Source organism: Chryseoglobus sp. 28M-23 (genome assembly GCF_014789785.1).
GTDB lineage: Bacteria > Actinomycetota > Actinomycetes > Actinomycetales > Microbacteriaceae > Microcella > Microcella indica.
Map to the genome: position 1 here is coordinate 1,351,517 of NZ_CP061846.1, position 15,261 is coordinate 1,366,777.

The 15,261-nt window shown below is 71.2% G+C and carries 17 protein-coding genes and 1 tRNA gene; 11 read left to right on the plus strand and 7 right to left on the minus strand.

Going from position 1 to position 15,261, the window contains the following annotated elements; genetic code table 11:
- Positions 1 to 47: 47 nt before the first annotated feature.
- Complete coding sequence (locus IE160_RS06535; protein WP_179871896.1) at positions 48 to 1,631, minus strand: DNA polymerase Y family protein; 1,584 nt, start codon at positions 1,629 to 1,631, stop codon at positions 48 to 50.
- Positions 1,631 to 2,434, minus strand: coding sequence for a DnaE2-dependent mutagenesis accessory factor ImuA' (gene imuA', locus IE160_RS06540; RefSeq protein WP_191150578.1), 804 nt, complete (start codon positions 2,432 to 2,434; stop codon positions 1,631 to 1,633). Before imuA' ends, IE160_RS06535 begins: the two co-directional genes overlap by 1 nt.
- Positions 2,435 to 2,597: 163 nt before the next feature.
- On the opposite strand from imuA', the gene IE160_RS06545 reads away from it, so the two are divergent.
- The gene (locus tag IE160_RS06545; RefSeq protein ID WP_191150579.1) at positions 2,598 to 2,855 is read left to right on the plus strand and encodes a hypothetical protein; all 258 of its coding nucleotides are present in this window, start codon (positions 2,598 to 2,600) and stop codon (positions 2,853 to 2,855) included.
- Here the strand turns inward: IE160_RS06545 and IE160_RS06550 are convergent.
- Together IE160_RS06550 and IE160_RS06555 are read right to left on the minus strand one after the other, a co-directional pair.
- Complete coding sequence (locus tag IE160_RS06550) at positions 2,806 to 3,315, minus strand: hypothetical protein (protein WP_191150580.1); 510 nt, start codon at positions 3,313 to 3,315, stop codon at positions 2,806 to 2,808. The two genes, IE160_RS06545 and IE160_RS06550, sit on opposite strands and share 50 nt — an antisense overlap.
- Positions 3,312 to 4,190 (minus strand): hypothetical protein, encoded by an 879-nt coding sequence (locus IE160_RS06555; protein WP_224744384.1) that lies wholly within the window; start codon positions 4,188 to 4,190, stop codon positions 3,312 to 3,314. Before IE160_RS06555 ends, IE160_RS06550 begins: the two co-directional genes overlap by 4 nt.
- Between IE160_RS06555 and IE160_RS06560 the strand changes: the two genes are divergently transcribed.
- Together IE160_RS06560 and IE160_RS06565 are read left to right on the plus strand one after the other, a co-directional pair.
- Entirely contained in the window at positions 4,179 to 4,526 is a 348-nt protein-coding gene (locus IE160_RS06560) for a DUF2834 domain-containing protein (protein WP_179871900.1), read from the plus strand. The genes IE160_RS06555 and IE160_RS06560 overlap by 12 nt on opposite strands.
- Before the next feature lie 21 nt (positions 4,527 to 4,547).
- A complete protein-coding gene (locus IE160_RS06565; protein ID WP_179871901.1) occupies positions 4,548 to 5,261 on the plus strand; it encodes a Pr6Pr family membrane protein in 714 nt (237 codons plus the stop codon).
- On the opposite strand, the gene IE160_RS06570 is transcribed toward IE160_RS06565, so the two are convergent.
- Both IE160_RS06570 and IE160_RS06575 read right to left on the minus strand, forming a co-directional pair.
- Positions 5,197 to 6,591, minus strand: coding sequence for a flavin monoamine oxidase family protein (locus tag IE160_RS06570; protein WP_179871902.1), 1,395 nt, complete (start codon positions 6,589 to 6,591; stop codon positions 5,197 to 5,199). The genes IE160_RS06565 and IE160_RS06570 overlap by 65 nt on opposite strands.
- Before the next feature lie 131 nt (positions 6,592 to 6,722).
- Positions 6,723 to 6,807, minus strand: a tRNA-Leu gene (locus IE160_RS06575).
- A gap of 92 nt (positions 6,808 to 6,899) precedes the next feature.
- Between IE160_RS06575 and IE160_RS06580 the strand changes: the two genes are divergently transcribed.
- Together IE160_RS06580 and IE160_RS06585 are read left to right on the plus strand one after the other, a co-directional pair.
- Positions 6,900 to 8,225 carry a M20/M25/M40 family metallo-hydrolase gene (locus IE160_RS06580; protein WP_191150581.1) on the plus strand — a complete coding sequence of 442 codons (1,326 nt, stop codon included), beginning with the start codon at positions 6,900 to 6,902 and terminating at the stop codon, positions 8,223 to 8,225.
- 45 nt (positions 8,226 to 8,270) lie between these two features.
- Positions 8,271 to 9,107 carry an undecaprenyl-diphosphate phosphatase gene (locus IE160_RS06585; protein WP_191150582.1) on the plus strand — a complete coding sequence of 279 codons (837 nt, stop codon included), beginning with the start codon at positions 8,271 to 8,273 and terminating at the stop codon, positions 9,105 to 9,107.
- A gap of 203 nt (positions 9,108 to 9,310) precedes the next feature.
- Here the strand turns inward: IE160_RS06585 and IE160_RS06590 are convergent, their stop codons facing one another.
- Positions 9,311 to 10,240, minus strand: a complete 930-nt coding sequence (locus tag IE160_RS06590) for a proteasome assembly chaperone family protein (RefSeq protein ID WP_191150583.1) — start codon at positions 10,238 to 10,240, stop codon at positions 9,311 to 9,313.
- Positions 10,241 to 10,318: 78 nt separating this feature from the next.
- Between IE160_RS06590 and IE160_RS06595 the strand changes: the two genes are divergently transcribed.
- Genes IE160_RS06595 through IE160_RS06620 form a run of 6 tightly spaced genes read left to right on the plus strand, consistent with a single transcriptional unit; the run spans position 10,319 to position 15,260 of the window.
- The gene (locus IE160_RS06595) at positions 10,319 to 11,008 is read left to right on the plus strand and encodes an HAD family hydrolase (RefSeq protein WP_224744385.1); all 690 of its coding nucleotides are present in this window, start codon (positions 10,319 to 10,321) and stop codon (positions 11,006 to 11,008) included.
- A complete protein-coding gene (locus tag IE160_RS06600; protein WP_179871907.1) occupies positions 11,005 to 11,994 on the plus strand; it encodes a tRNA (adenine-N1)-methyltransferase in 990 nt (329 codons plus the stop codon). The genes IE160_RS06595 and IE160_RS06600 overlap by 4 nt, the downstream gene beginning before the upstream one ends.
- A 35-nt stretch (positions 11,995 to 12,029) precedes the next feature.
- Entirely contained in the window at positions 12,030 to 13,007 is a 978-nt protein-coding gene (locus tag IE160_RS06605) for an FKBP-type peptidyl-prolyl cis-trans isomerase (RefSeq protein ID WP_179871908.1), read from the plus strand.
- A 23-nt stretch (positions 13,008 to 13,030) separates the two neighbouring features.
- Positions 13,031 to 14,008, plus strand: a complete 978-nt coding sequence (locus tag IE160_RS06610) for a helix-turn-helix transcriptional regulator (protein WP_224744386.1) — start codon at positions 13,031 to 13,033, stop codon at positions 14,006 to 14,008.
- On the plus strand, positions 14,001 to 14,978 hold the full coding sequence (locus tag IE160_RS06615) for a helix-turn-helix transcriptional regulator (protein ID WP_179871909.1): 978 nt from the start codon (positions 14,001 to 14,003) through the stop codon (positions 14,976 to 14,978). Before IE160_RS06610 ends, IE160_RS06615 begins: the two co-directional genes overlap by 8 nt.
- A gap of 42 nt (positions 14,979 to 15,020) precedes the next feature.
- The gene (locus IE160_RS06620) at positions 15,021 to 15,260 is read left to right on the plus strand and encodes a twin-arginine translocase TatA/TatE family subunit (RefSeq protein ID WP_179871910.1); all 240 of its coding nucleotides are present in this window, start codon (positions 15,021 to 15,023) and stop codon (positions 15,258 to 15,260) included.
- Position 15,261: the final 1 nt, after the last annotated feature.

Consider the following 15,261-nt stretch of genomic DNA (forward strand, 5'->3'; position numbering starts at 1 on the left):
AGGGCACCCTCGGAGGCGTGCGCGCAGTCCACTGAGACTGTGCTGCCTCAGTCATAGCGCGCCTCCGCCCACCACGAGCCGCCCTCGAGCACGAGCAGCCACGCGACCCCCGCGGAGTCCACGACCTGCAGGCGGTGCAGCAGGCGCCGCCGCGGGATGTCCCACCAGCGCTCCTCGAGCGGCCACGGCCCCGCCCACGAGGTCACGGGCCGCGCCGCGCCGCCCGCACTCGGGGCGAAGCCCGCGGGGGCAGCGCTGAGCCGCATCCTCTCGTCGACGTGCACCGGGGCGCCGGACGCATCGAGCACCATCACAGCATGCCGCGAGGGGAATACGGTGCCGGGGGTCGGCTGGGGCAGGGCGCCGGGCCAGGGTCGATCCACGGGGCGGGGGCTCACGAGCCGGTCGCCCCAGGGCACGAGGGCGCCTCGTTCGGCGAGCGTGCGGCCGCCCGTGCGCTGGGCGGTGAGCACGGCCTCGTGCCCGAGCAGGCTCTGCACACGCGAGAGGGCGTGGTGCACGCGCTCATCGGGCGCGGCCCCCCACAGCCCGGGTTCGTGGTGGGCGAGCGCGTCGACGCTCTCGGGCACGATCGTGACGCGCGTGATGGCCGAGCGCAGCCCCGGCCCGCGATCACTGTTGGCACGCGCGCCGAGGGTGCGCGTCTCACCGCTGAGCTGCCAGCGCACGCGGTCGACGATCTCGCTCGCCCGGAAGGAGCGGGGGTGCAGCCACGCGCGCTCGCTCTCGACGCCGTGCTCGTCGCGGAACCCGATGCGAATGGCCGTGGCGACGAGCAGGCGTGCGACGAGGGATTCGACGAGATCGTCGGCGATCTGCCGCACGGCGAAGGCGAGCTGGTCGACGCGGTCGAGGGGCGGCTCGAGCTCGAGCGTGCGCTCGAGGTCGGGCGGGGGAGTACGGGGCCTCAGCGGAGTGGCATCGGCGGCGCCCGCGAGCGCGTGCCGGTGGGATCCCGCCGCGCCGAAGCGGTCGCGCACGGCCTCGGCGGGCAACGCGGCGAAGTCGCCGAGCGTGCGCACCCCGAGCCGCCCGAGGAGGGTGGCGAGGTCGGGGTCGCCGAGCGTCGTGACGGGGAAGGGCGCGAGGAAGGCGGCCGCGGCGTCGCGGGGCACGATGCGCACGCTCTGCCCTGGCGTCGTGGATTCAGGCGCGGTGCTGCGGGCGGCGAGTTCGGCGGCGAAGGGTCCGTCGGCGAGGCCGAGCCGGGCATCCGGCACCCCCTCGGCGAGGAGGGCGCCGCGCAGGGCGAGGGCGGCGGCCTTCTCGCTGCCGTAGTAGCGGGCGGGCCCTCGGGAGGCGAGGGCGAGCAGGCCTGGCCGTACGACCTGCACGCCCGCGACGAGGGATTCGATGACGTCGACGAGGGGGGAGAACAGGCGGTGGTCGCGGTCGTCATCGGCGGGCAGGATGCGCAGCTCGGTGCACAACGACTGGGCTTCGCGGCGGCGCTGCCCCGCCCGCACGCCCTGCGCGCGCGCCGTCGACGAGCACGCGCGGATGCGGTTCTGCTGCACGACTGCGACGGCCTGCTCCGCCGTCACGAGCCCCTCTCGCACGGCGGCGAGGATCGGCCAGTCTGGTACCCACGCTACGATCGTGCGGGTCATCAGCCGGCCCTGCGGGCGGGCGTGCTCCAGCGCTCGTGCGCCCGCTGCGTCGCATCACCGTGCTCGTCGGCGCCCCCGCGCTGGGCTGCGTCAGATCGGTCCAGACGCCGGATGCCCAGCTCACCATCGGGCAGCAGCAGTCGCCCGCTGCGAGGGCGCGGGCTGCGCCGCGAGCTCACGGTGATCGTGACCTCGCGCTCGCTCAGGTAGCCGTGGCCGTCGCCGAGACCCGACCAGCGGCTCTCGGTGATGCTGATCATGGCTTCGGCTTGGGGCCAGGCACCGGCCACGAGCAGCGTGGAGCCGCGCTCGCGCACGCGCCCCGCGAGCTTCGCGATCGCGCCGTCGCTCGCCGCACGCCCGGGCCGCACGACGATGACACTGAGGGCGTCGGCGATCGCCGCGGTCACGGTGAGCCACTGGTCGCCGGGGTGCGGCACGAGCACGAGTCGATCGAGGTCGATGCCCATGGCCTCGGCCGCCTCGATGCCGAACTCGGGCATACCCACGACACCGCACCAGGCCCCTGCCGCCGACGGGCCCGCGAGCAGCGCCATCGTGAGGGCGCTCGAGGGGCTCAGCGTGTAGACGGCGCCCTCCTGCAGCCCTCCCGCGGGCAGCAGGTCGGCGAGGGCCTCGTGCGTGGGCAGCAGACGAGTGTCGAGGCGCGTGCGCTGCAGGGAGTCGATGCGGGCCTGCAACGCCTGCACGGTGTCGACCGTCTCAACCCGCGCCGCACCCGTACCGTCGACGGGGTCGTCGACGGGGGGCTCCTCAACAACAGAGAGCGCAAGAGCGGGCATCTCTCCATGATCGAACATACATTCGAATATGGCAACTGCCACCGACACTCGAGCGGCGTGTCGCGCGAGCCTCCGAGGTTGCTGGCAGGTCACCGCGGGGAAGCACGCTCGAGGCCAGGATGGAAGGTGACGACCGCACCGGCGAGGGAGAGGAAGCCACCCGATGCAGAGCGAACTGGCCGCGAAGATCTTCGGCGATCGCGAAGACCCGAGCGTGCGGCTGCAGAAGCTCTTCGACGACCGCTCGACGACGATGGGCGCTCCGCCCTCCGCGCGGGAGTGGGCCGCGAAGGTGCTGCGCGAGCGGCGCATCGACCCCAAGACGGATCCCGAGGACGCTGTTGTGGCCGTGCGGCAGGCCTACCCGCGCCTCACGACGAAGGTGGCGCGCTACCTCGTGGAGGATGCGCGCCAGCGCTGAGCCCACCCGGGCTTGCGCCCTCGAGCAACTCTGCGCGAGCATCCCGACCCATGGCGCGGTAGGCGACCACCCAGTCGTCGGCGCGCGCCATCACGAGACCCCGCCACGTACCGCCCGCCCTGGCCGGAATCGCGACGACCCCGTCAGGAGTGCGCAGGGCGAAGCCCACGAGCACGTCGATCGTGTGATCGCCCGCGTCGACCGTGAACATCGCCTCGGTGGCATAGAGCGGATGCTCGTCCGCAGCCCGCGTCGCCTCGAGCCCGAGCGCCGCGAGCACCCGCTCGACGGCCTCGACGCTGCCCGCCGGCAGCACGAGATCCCAGTCCCTCGCCTCGTCCACCAGCTCGAGGGCGGCGAGAAGCCCGGAGCCCCCGACGACGGAGGGCACCCCCGCCTCCGCGAGCGCCGCCTGCAACGCGCGCACCGTCTCGAGCGGGGGAGTGCGCGAGGCGGTCACGGCAGCTCGGCGACGCGGCGACGCAAGAACGCCGCCCCCGCGTGGTCGTGCACGAGGTCGCCCTCGACGACGACGTCGTACTGCTTGCCGAGCACGCCGTCGGCCGGCCGCACGTCGAGGTGCGCCACGGGGATGCCGCGCGCGTGCACCGCGTCCGCCATGCGGTAGTCGGAGCGCGAGTCGCCGACCGACCACCAGCGCTGCGCGGTCACCCCGCGCGCGGCGAACCAGTCGAGCGCGCGATCCGCCCCGCGATTCTTGTCGAGCAGCACCGACTCGACGTCGGTCGAGATGATCGTCGAGTCGATGCGCCACGGCACGCGGCCAAGACCGTCGTGCGCCTCGCGGTCTCGATAGCGCAGCCCGAGGCCCGAGCCGACGAGACGCTCGTAGACCTCCGCCTCGTAGCGCGCCTGGGCGGCTTGGTAGGCGGCGGGGGAGACGTCGGTGCGCGCTTCGAGGGAGATCATGACGTGCTTGCCCTCGTCGACGAACATCGTGTCGGCGTACTGCTGGCGCGCGAGGCCTTCGACCGCCTCGCGCACCGACTCGGGCACGGCGAGGTCTCGGTCGATCTCGAGCTCACCCAGCCCCGTCGCGCCAATGCTCGCCCAGCAGCCGCCCTTCTCGAACACGCCGAAGACGTGAGATCGAGCATCCAGCCCACCGTCGACGAGTCGTGCGACCACCTGCTCGCGCATGAACGCGTCGCTGCGGCCCGTGATGAACGCGATCGGGATGCCCGCTGACGCAAGGGTCAGCAGGTCGTCCACGATCGAGTCGAGGGCGATGCGACGCGACTCGGGGCTCGCGATGGGGCCGTCGACGTCGAGTAGCAGCCCGAAGGGGGCGATCATGGTGTCATGACTCGTCACTGGAATGCTCCTGCCATCGTGTTCCTCATCCTCGCCGTCGTGGGGCTCATCGGCACCTGGACGTACAACATCCAGGCCATCGTGCAACGCACAGACTTCCTCGGCGACTGGTTCGCGAACGGCCCAGCCGTGGGCTCCCTCACCATGGACCTCCTCATCATGGCAGTGGCCGCGTGCGCGTTCATCGTCATCGAGGGGCGGCGCCTCGGCATGCGTCACCTGTGGGCGTACATCGTGTTCTCGGGGCTCACGGCGATCGCCTTCACCTTTCCGCTCTTCCTGGCGAACCGCGAGCGGCATCTCGCCGCTCGACGCGACGCCGTGGCACCCTCCTAGCGGGGGAAGGGGCGCGACCGAGTGACACGATGGCGAATCTTCGGCGTGCTGCGCCTCGCAGCGGCCGTCGCCGGTATCGTCGCGCTCTCGAGCCGCTTCGTCTACGGCCTGGGGTTCAGCAGCTTCGCCTCGCTCAACTTCTTCGGCTATCTGACGGTGCAGAGCAACATGGTCGCCGTCGTCGCGAACGTGATCGGCGGTGTCGTCGCCCTGCGCGCTCGCGGTGAGCCGTCCTGGCTGCCGGGGATGCGCGTCTCGATCGCGACGTTCCTCATCGTCGCGGGCATCGTGTTCACGATCCTCGTGACGCAGTCGGCGAGTCGCGGCTACCTCATCGAGGTGCCGTGGAGCGACCGGATCCTGCACTACTGGCTGCCGGCCTTCCTGCTCGTCGACTGGCTCGTCGGGCCTGGTAGCCGGCGTGCGCCGTGGCGCACGCTCGCGATCGTCGTCGGGTATCCGCTCGGCTGGGGAACGGTCACGCTCGTGCGCGGGAGCATCGTGGGCTGGTACCCGTACTTCTTCATGGATCCCGCACAGGTGTCGGGGCCGGGGGAGATCGTCGGCTACGGCGCCGCCGCGCTCGCGCTCTTCGCGGGTGTCGCCACGATGCTCCTGCTCGCTCCCGCGGTGGAGGATCGCGTCGTCGACGCGCGCGTGATGCAGATTCTCAGGGAGCGCCGAAGAACGGCGCGAGCTCGGTCATCGCTCGGTCCACAACCTCGTCGTCACTGAGCGCCGCGAGTCGAGCGACGCTCTGCGGACCGACGATCCCGACGAGCACGGGCGCGCTGACGAGCGCGTCGAGGTTGATCCACTCGGTCACGAGTGCCTCCTGCGTCGGGTCGGTGAGCCACACGTGCGCCGTCTCAGCCCACGTCGCCTCGTCGAATCGGAGGATCAGCGTGTCGAGCGACCCCACCCCGAGCGAGGCGATCGCCTCGCGGTGCGCGAGCGGCAGTGCGGGCTCGAAGGTGATGCCGTCGTCCTGCAGCACGCCGAGCGGCACCGTCACGACGACACGGTCGACGGCCAGCGACTCACCGGAGCCGAGGCGCAGGGCGGCCCCGTCCTCGTCGTAGAGCACGGCTGCCACGGCGCTCGCCCGCAGCACGTCCACCCCCTCGAGGAGGCTCTTGATGAAGCTCTCGAGCCCGCCCGAGACGAGGGCCTCCCAGCCACCGGGCACCTCGTCGAGGCCGGGGTCGACCGAGATCTGGCGCGCGAGCGCCCCGAAGCGCGCCCCGACCAGCTCCGCCGTCGCGGCTGCAGCTGCCTCCGTCTCGCTGAGCGCGTTCTCCGCAGAGTCGGTCCCGAGGGGTGCCAGTCGGGCGAGCGCGGTCGAGAGCGGGATGTCGAACTCCACCTCGCTGGCGACCTCTCGAGCGCGCGCGAGAACCGCCTCCCGCATCCCATCCGCGTCGATCTCGTCACCCGATGCCGCCCGCCGCATGATCGTCGTGACATCCAGAACCGACAGCTCGAGCTCGTCCAGCGCGTCGCGCAGGGCGCTCGGCTGCTCCCGCCCGATCCGCAGGGCGCCGAGCTCGACCGGAACCGGCCAGTCGCGTGCCGTCAGGGTGTGCACACGACCGCCGAGTCGCTCGCGCGCTTCCACCACGACGACATCGTGACCCGCCTCGCTCAGTCGGTGAGCGCACGCGGCACCCGCCATACCGGCACCGATGACGGCGATGCGCTCCCCGAGGAGGGCGGTGCGCAGAACCTCGCCAGCCGCCCGCAGGCCGCTCGCCCGGGCGCCCTCGACACTGTTGGGCGCGTCCACCGACGTCGCCTCACCGGCAAAGAACAGTCGGTCGGCGACGGGCGCGGCGAGGCGCGCCCGGTCGGCCGGTTCGGCACCGACCGGCAGAAAACTCGTCGCACCGCGCGAGAACGACTCGGTGGCCCACGCACTGCGCGCCATGCCGGTCGGGCGCGGTGGGCCCGCCGTGGACGGTGCGCTGGGTTCGGGGCTCGGCCCGGGCTCCTGAGTGCACGCCGCGACGGCCAGAACGGAGAGCCCGGTGACCCCGGTCATCAGTGTGCGTCGCGTGATGCTCATGACAGGGCCACTGTATCGGCGTGGCCCGCACGCGCGATCGGTTCGGGATGCGACGAAGCCCCGGCGGGTGACCCGCCGGGGCTTCGTCGTACTGTCTCAACCAGTTCGTTATTCACACACGGGGTGAACCGTGCGCGAGGGGGGACTTGAACCCCCACGCCCTATCCGGGCACTAGCACCTCAAGCTAGCGCGTCTGCCATTTCCGCCACCCGCGCTGGTTGTGGTCGCACCGCACGAGGCGGCCTGACCGAGGTATGACATTAGCACGGAATGGGCTCTCGCCAGCACGCCCGGTAGCGTGGTCGCCATGGCTTCAGAGCACCTCGACGACACGGCGCGCATCGCCCGTGATCTGATTCGCTTCGACACGACGAACTACGGCGAGGGGCGCAGCAAGGGCGAGACCGAGGCGGCCGAGTACGTGGGCGCGATCCTCGAGGCCCTCGGGCTGCAGACGGAGTACATCGACTCCGCGACGGGGCGCACGAGCGTCATCACCCACGTCGAGGGGCGGTACGAGAACGACGTCGATACGCGACGCGGCGAGCGCCCGGGTCTCGTCGTCCACGGTCATCTCGATGTCGTGCCCGCCGACCCCGCGAACTGGTCGGTGGACCCCTTCGCCGGCGAGGTCCGCGACGGCATGCTGTGGGGGCGCGGGGCGGTCGACATGAAGGACATGGATGCCATGATCCTCACCGCGCTCGACGAGATCCTGAGCGGGGGCGGCCAGCCGAACCGTGATCTGACGATCGCCTTCTTCGCCGACGAGGAGAACGGCGGCGCGTACGGCTCCCACCACATCGTGCAGAACCGGCCCGAGCTCTTCGCGGGGGCGACGGAGGCCATCAGCGAGGTCGGCGGGTACTCCGTCGAGATCGGGGGCAAGCGCGCCTACCTGCTGCAGACCGGCGAGAAGGCTCTCGTGTGGATCAAGCTCATCAGTCGCGGCACGGCCGCGCACGGCTCGCGCGTCATTCACGACAACGCCGTGACGAAGCTCGCGGAAGCGGTCGTGACCCTCGGTCGCCGCGAGTGGCCGCTGCACCTCACGGCGACCACCGAGCTCCTGTTGAGCGAGCTCGGTCGCATCCTCGATGTCGACGTCGAGAAGCTCGGCCCCGACGAGGTCATGCTCCGCACGGGCACGGCGGCGGGCTTCCTCACCGCGACGGTGCGCACGACGAGTAACCCCACTCTGCTGAGCGGGGGCTACAAGCACAATGTGATTCCCGACCAGGCCGAGGCGCTCATCGACCTGCGCATGATGCCCGGGGAGGAGGACGCGATCCTCGCCGAGGTGCAGCGGCTCGTCGGGGACGAGATCGAGATCCAGGTCATGCACCGAGATCTCGGGCTCGAGAACCCGTTCTCCGGCCCGCTCGTCGACGCCATGGTGAGCACCCTGCACCGCCACGACCCCGAGGCGGAGGTTCTGCCGTACCTCATGAGCGGCGGCACCGACAACAAGGCGCTGAGTCTCCTCGGCATCGCCGGCTACGGCTTCGCGCCGCTGCGCCTGACACCCGACCTCGACTTCCCGGCGATGTTCCACGGCGTCGACGAGCGCGTGCCGCTCGAGGCGCTGAGCTTCGGGCACCGCGCGCTGACCGATCTGCTCACGACCTACTGAGCCACCCCGCGCTCACCACCCTCCTCCCAGAACGGACGCCACCGCGTGTCACTCCTCGAAGCCCTCATCCTCGGGCTCATCCAGGGACTCACCGAGTTCCTCCCCATCTCCTCGAGCGCCCACCTGCGCATTGCGGGGGAGGTGCTGCCGAGCGCGACCGACCCCGGCGCCACGTTCACCGCCATCACTCAGATCGGCACCGAGGCCGCCGTGCTCGTCTACTTCTGGAAAGACATCACGCGCATCATCGGCGCGTGGTTCCGGCACGTCACGCGCCGGGGGCTGCCCGCGAGCGACCCGGACGTGCGCATGGGATGGCTCATCATCATCGGCACGCTCCCGATCGTCATCATCGGCTTCCTCGCCCAGGAGTACATCCGCTCCGCGTTCCGCTCGCTGTGGCTCGTCGCAATCGTGCTCATCGTCTTCGGCATCCTGCTCGGCATCGCCGACTGGCTCGGGCGTCGCGACCGCGAGCTCACGCAGCTGACCTACCCGCACGGTCTCGCCTACGGTGCGGCGCAGACGCTCGCGCTCATCCCGGGCGTCTCGCGCTCGGGTGCCACAACGTCGATGGGCCTCGCCCTCGGCTACACGCGACCGGCCGCCGCACGCTACGCGTTCCTGCTCGCGGTGCCCGCGGTCTTCGGCAGCGGCTTCTACGAGCTGCTCACGGCGATCCGCGAGCCGGGCTCGAGCCCGTTCAGCTACGTCGAGATCGCGGCGGCCACGGTCGTCGCCTTCGGCGTGGGGCTCGCGGTCATCGCCGGCCTGATGGCCTACATCTCGAAGCGCTCGTTCCTGCCCTTCGTGATCTACCGGCTCCTGCTCGGCGGCACGCTGCTCGTGCTGCTCGCCACGGGAGTCATCGACCCCCTCTGACGGAGAGCTCGCGAACCCCGGCGGCACGGCTGTCGACTCCGCGAGCGCGCCCCCGAGCATCCCGTGCCCGTCTCCACAATTCAGGAGAAGCCAGCTTCATACGCGGCCTCAGGATGCTCGACCGGCGTGTCGCGCAGGCGGCGAGCGCGCGACTCCTGAGTTGTGGAGACGCGGCTCGGCAGCCGCGCGGGCGGTGAGGTCGCCTAGACGGGGTTCTCGCCCGCGACTCCGCCGGCCGGCGGGTCGTCGCGGCGGCGCCGCAGGTAGCGCTCGAACTCCTGCGCGATCGCCTCGCCGCTCGCCTCGGGAGCCTCGACGGCGTCTCGTGCCGTCTCGAGCTGCGAGATGTAGGCGGTCATCTCGTCGTCCTCGCCCGCGAGAGTGTCGATGCCCTCCTCCCACGCGCGGGACTCGTCGAGCAGGTCGCCGCGCGGGATGACGACGTCGACGAGCTCCTCGAGCCGGTCGAGAAGAGCGAGGGTCGCCTTGGGGGAGGGCGCGTTGTGCACGTAGTGCGGCACCGAGGCCCACAGCGACACGGTGGGGATGCCCGCCTCCTCGGCCGCCGACGCGATGACGCTCAGGATGCCGACCGGCCCCTCGTAGGTCGAGCGCTCGAGGCCGAGCTCGTCGCACACGTCGGGGTTCTCGCTCGAGGCGTGCACAGCGATCGGTCGAGTGTGCGGCACGTCGGCGAGCAGCGCGCCGAGCAGGATGATGCCCGTGATGTCGACGGCGAGCGCTTGGTCGATCGTCTCCGTCGCGAAGGTCTTCCACCCGCGGGAGGGCTCGGTGCCCAGCAGCAGGTAGATGTTCTCGTGGTTGTCGCCGCTCACGTCGAGAGGCGAGTCGGTGCTGGGACGCTCGCGCGGCATCCCGTCATCGCCCACGGGCCCGAAGAGCGTCACGCTCGGCCACTGCAGGCGCCGATTGCCCTCCTCGTCGAGCTCGATCATGGGGCGGTTGAGCTGGAAGTCGTAGTAGTCCTCGGGGTCGATGTCGGCGATGGGCACGACATCGAGCACGTCCTTGAGCGAGCGCACGGCCCCGCTCGCCGCCTCGCCCGCATCGTTCCAGCCCTCGAAGGCGACGACCAGCAGTCGGCCGCCGCGGAACAGATCGCTCGTCGTCACTCGCTCACTCTCGTCGCCGGATCCCCGAACCTCACCGGGGCGTCGCCCCAGGATAGAACGCAACTAGACTTGCCCGTCGTGACCACTCCGATCCGCCCCTCCGCCGTGCTCTGGGACATGGACGGCACGATCGTCGACACCGAGCCGTATTGGATGCGCGCCGAGGTCGACCTCGTGACCTCCCACGGCGGCGTCTGGACCGAGGCGGACGGCATGCAGCTCGTCGGCTCCGGGCTCGTGCAGTCCGCGCGCATCCTGCAGCAGGCCGGCGTCGATCTTCCCGTCGAGTCGATCATCGACGCGCTCACCGACCGCGTCATGGCGCAGATCGAGAAGGAGGTGCCCTGGCGCCCCGGGGCCCGCGAGCTCATCGAGCACCTGCGCGACGCGGGCATCCCGATCGCGCTCGTGACCATGTCGATCAGGCGGATGGCGCTCCAGGTGGCTGCGGCGATCGGCGACGACGTGTTCGACATCGTCGTCGCGGGCGACGACGTGGCGAACCCCAAGCCGCACCCCGAGCCGTACCTGCGCGCCGCCGAGCTGCTCGGCGTCGACATCGCCGACTGCGTCGCGCTCGAGGATTCGCAGTTCGGCCTCGTCTCGGCCGTCTCCTCCGGGGCCGCGACGATCGGCATCCCATTGCACTTGACGCTCCACGAGGGCCCCACGCACGAGCTGTGGCCGAGCCTCGCCGGCCGCAGCGTCGACGACCTCTCCGCCGCGCTCGCGCGGCATCAGCACCGGGCGACGGGAGTCGAGTCGTGACGCTGCGTCGCCAGAGCGGCCCCTTCGTCGAGGGTGACCAGGTGCAGCTCACCGACCCAAAGGGCCGCCTCAACACGATCACGCTCATCCCCGGCCAGGTGTTCCACAGCCACCGCGGCACGGTCGCGCACGACGACCTCATCGGCCTGCCCGATGGCAGCGTCATCGAGAACTCGAGCGGCATCTCCTACCTCGCGCTGCGCCCGCTGCTCACCGACTTCGTGATGTCGATGCCGCGCGGCGCCGCGATTATCTATCCGAAGGATGCCGCGCAGATCCTCGGGCACGCCGACATCTTCCCCGGCGCCCGCATCGTCGAGGCGGGGGTCGGCTCCGGCGCTCTCTCGATGTGGCTGCTGCGCGCGATCGGCGACCATGGCGAGCTGCTGTCGTTCGAGCGTCGCGAGGAGTTCGCGCAGATCGCCCGCGGCAATGTGAGCGCCTACTTCGGCGCGGAGCCCGAGAACTGGTCGATCACGCTCGGTGATCTCACGGATGCTCTGCCGGAGCGCGTCGAGGCAGGCAGCGTCGACCGCGTCGTGCTCGACATGCTCGCGCCGTGGGAGTGCCTCGAGGCGGTCGCGCATGCGCTCACGCCCGGGGGAGTGGTGCTGTGCTACATCGCGACCGCGACCCAGCTCTCGCGCGTCGCCGAGGCGATCCGCAACACGGCATCGTTCACCGAGCCGGTATCGAGCGAGACGATGGTGCGCGGCTGGCATGTGGACGGGCTCTCGGTGCGTCCCGACCACCGCATGGTCGCTCACACGGGATTCCTCATCACGGCGCGCCGGCTGGCCGACGGCACCGAGCGCTTCATCAAGGCCAAGCGCGGTTCGAAGACGGAGTTCACCGACGAGGACGTCGAACTGTGGACCCCGGGAGCGGTCGGCGACCGTACCGCGAGCGACAAGAAGCTGCGGAAGGCCGCCCGTGAGGCGCAGTCCCTCGCCGAGCGGTCGGCGCGACGCCAGCCGATAGAGTGACCTGCGACGCTGCTCGCCCGATCGAAAGAGGTTCCGTGCGCTCCCTGGCACCCGCGCTCATCCTGACCACCGCACTGGTCGGCTCGCTCGCCGCGTGCTCCACGCCGGTCGATGCGGAGTCCTGCACGCCGCTCGTCCCCTCCGGCGAGCCCGCTTCCTACGTGCAGGCCTCGGGCGCCATCGGCACGCCTCCCGAGGTGACCTTCCCCACTCCGCTGCGGGCCGAGAGCGCGCAGCAGGCGGTCATCGAGAGCGGCGACGAGGGGGGCGCGATCGCGGGCCCCGGCCAGGTCGTCGACTTCCAGGTGAGCCTCTTCAACGGCGCCGATGGCGAGCTCATCACGCAGACCTCCTACGACCCGGACGCCGCGCCCGTGCGGCGCACCGCGGGTGCCGACACCGACATCCTCGCGAGCGTCGTGCAGTGCGCGGCGGTCGGCTCGCGCATCGCCGCGACCGGCACGATCGCCGACGTTTTCGGCGAGGGCCAGCTCGACGCGGGACTGGGTCTCGCCGACGACGATGCCGTCGTCATGGTCATCGACGTCGAGGCCGCCTACCTCGGCAAGGCCACCGGTATTCCGCAGCTGGGCAGCCAGGGTGTTCCCGCGGTCGTGACGACGCCCGAGGGCGTGCCGGGCATCACCATCCCCAACGAGGACGCCCCGACCGACCTCGTCGTGCACACTCTCCTGCTCGGCCAGGGCGCCGAGGTCGCGGAGGGCGATGCGGTCGTGCTCCACTACACGGGTGTTCTGTGGAACACGGAGCGCGTGTTCGACTCCAGCTGGGAGCGCGAAGTGCCGTCGACCTTCACGGCGGCGAGCTTCGAGGACGACCCCACGGGCGTCGTGCCGGGCCTCGCCGACGGCCTCATCGGCCAGACGGTCGGGTCGCAGGTCATCGTCGTCATTCCGCCCGAGCTGGGCTATCCCGCCGGGCAGGCGCCCGCGAGCGTGCCCGAGGGCTCGACGATGGTGTTCGTCGTCGACATCCTCGGCCTCGAAGGCTGACCGCCGGAAGCGCCGGAGTTCTCGTGGCCCGCACGATTCCCGTCGAGGAGCGCCTCTTCAGCCTCGTGCTGGCGCTTCTCGCGACCGAGCACGGCCTCACGAAGCACGAGATCCTCTCCACCGTCACGGGATACGCGGCCCGCTACGCGACCGACCGCGATCGCGGCAGTCTCGAGCGGCAGTTCGAGCGCGACAAGGAGGAGCTGCGCGACCTCGGCGTGCCGCTGGAGACCTTCGATGCGCAGGGCGCGGAGAACGACACGAAGTTCCAGCGGTACCGCATCCCTGCCGACCGCTACCAGCTGCCCGAGGAGGTGCGCTTCACGCCGGACCAGTACGCGCTCCTCGGTCTCGCCGCGCAGGTCTGGCGCGAGGGCTCCCTCTCGCAGGACTCGCGTCGAGCGCTGACGAAGCTGCGCTCGCTCGGGCTCGCGCTCGACGACGCCATCATCGGCATGGCGCCGACGATCCGCACCCGGGACTCCGCGCACGAGCCGCTCACTCTCGCGATCGACCGCGGCCAGCAGGTCACCTTCCGGTACCTCAAGCCGGGTCGCACGTCACCGGAGCTGCGCCGCGTCTCGCCGCTCGCCCTCGTGCATCACGAGGGCCGCTGGCACCTGCAGGCCCACGATGATGCCGCGGATGCTCCGCGCACGTTCCTGCTGCGCCGCATCGTCGGCCAGGTCGCGGTCGCGGGCAGCGCCACACACCGCCCTGCGCCCGACGAACCGGCTCGAGCCCTCGCCGAGCTGCGCGAGATCTGGCAGAGCACGGTCGCGGTCGTGCGGCCCCGCCCCGGCAGCGAGGCCGACGTCGTGCTGCGCAACCGCGCGGAGACGCGCACGGTAGACGGCGGGCTCGAGATTCATACGACCGACCTCGACATCCTCGCCGACGAGCTCACCGCTTTCGGCGCCGACGTCGTGGTCGTCGATCCGGCGTCGTTGCACGATGCGGTAGACGCGCGCTGGCACGCGATCCTGGAGCGTCATGGCTAAGCGCGCTCCCGCCCCGAAGGCGGGCGACAAGCTCACCTTCCTCCTCGCTCTCGTGCCGTACCTCATCGACCAGGTGCGCGTGAGCGTCGATGAGGCCGCCACGCACTTCGGCGTGTCGCCGCAGCGCGTGCGCGACGCGGTCGCGCTCATCACGACGAGCGGCCTGCCGGGCGACGACGGCGCATACTCGCACGCCGACCTCTTCGACATCGACTGGACGGCCTACGAAGAGCGCGACCTCATCACGATCATCCGCGCACCCGTCGACGAGATTCCGCGCCTCTCGTCTCGGGAGGCTGCTGCGCTCCTCGCCGGCCTGCAGGTGCTGGCGGCGAGCCCGAGCTTCGCGGCACGCACCGACGCCGTCGAGCTCATGGAGCTGCTGGGCAGGGGCGCCTCCGAGTCCGTCGCGCCCGTCGCCGTCGCCCCGTCCGCGCCCGATGACCTGCGCGCGCTGCTCACGCGAGCCCTCCACGATCAGCTCCGCGTGCGGCTCGACTACGTGTCCACGCGCGGGGAGCGGCAGTCGCGCGAGGTCGATCCGATCCGCCTCGACGGGCTCGACGACGTCTGGTACCTGCGGGGGTGGTGCCTCCTGCGCGACTCCGAGCGCACCTTCCGGCTCGACCGCATCGCGGGGGCCGAGCTGCTGGGCCCCGCCGCCGAGCACGAGGCCGTGAGCGTCGACCCCGAGCAGCTGTTCCGTCCGGCGCCCGACGATCAGCGCGTCACCCTGCGCCTGCCGGTCTCGGCGCTACCGCTCGTCACCGACTACCGCGGCCCCGATGATGAGCTGAGCGTCGACTCCGAGAGCGGCACCGCGACTCTCACCCTCATGGTCAGCCACGACGGCGTGCTCGGGCGACTCGTGAGCTGCGCTCCCGGCGCGATCGAGATCGTCGCCCCGCCCGAAGCGCGCGCAGCGGTCGCGGCGTGGGCGCGCACGGCTCTCGCCGAGGAAAGCGTCTAGACTCGACGCACACTGCTTCTCGAGCTCAAAGGATCAGAGCACATGCCGGCAAATCTCGGAGGCTGGACAGGCCTCATCCTCCTTCTCGTGGTCATCCTCCTCTTCGCCGCGCCCAAGCTTCCCCAGCTCGCCCGCAGCCTCGGCCAGTCGATGACGATCTTCAAGAAGGAGATCAAGAACAAGGACGGGGATGCTCCCGCCGACGCGAGCGGCGAGGCGAGCTCCACGAAGCAGGAGTCGACGGGCTCCAGCGAGGGTTCCGACTCCTCCAGCTCGAAGTAGG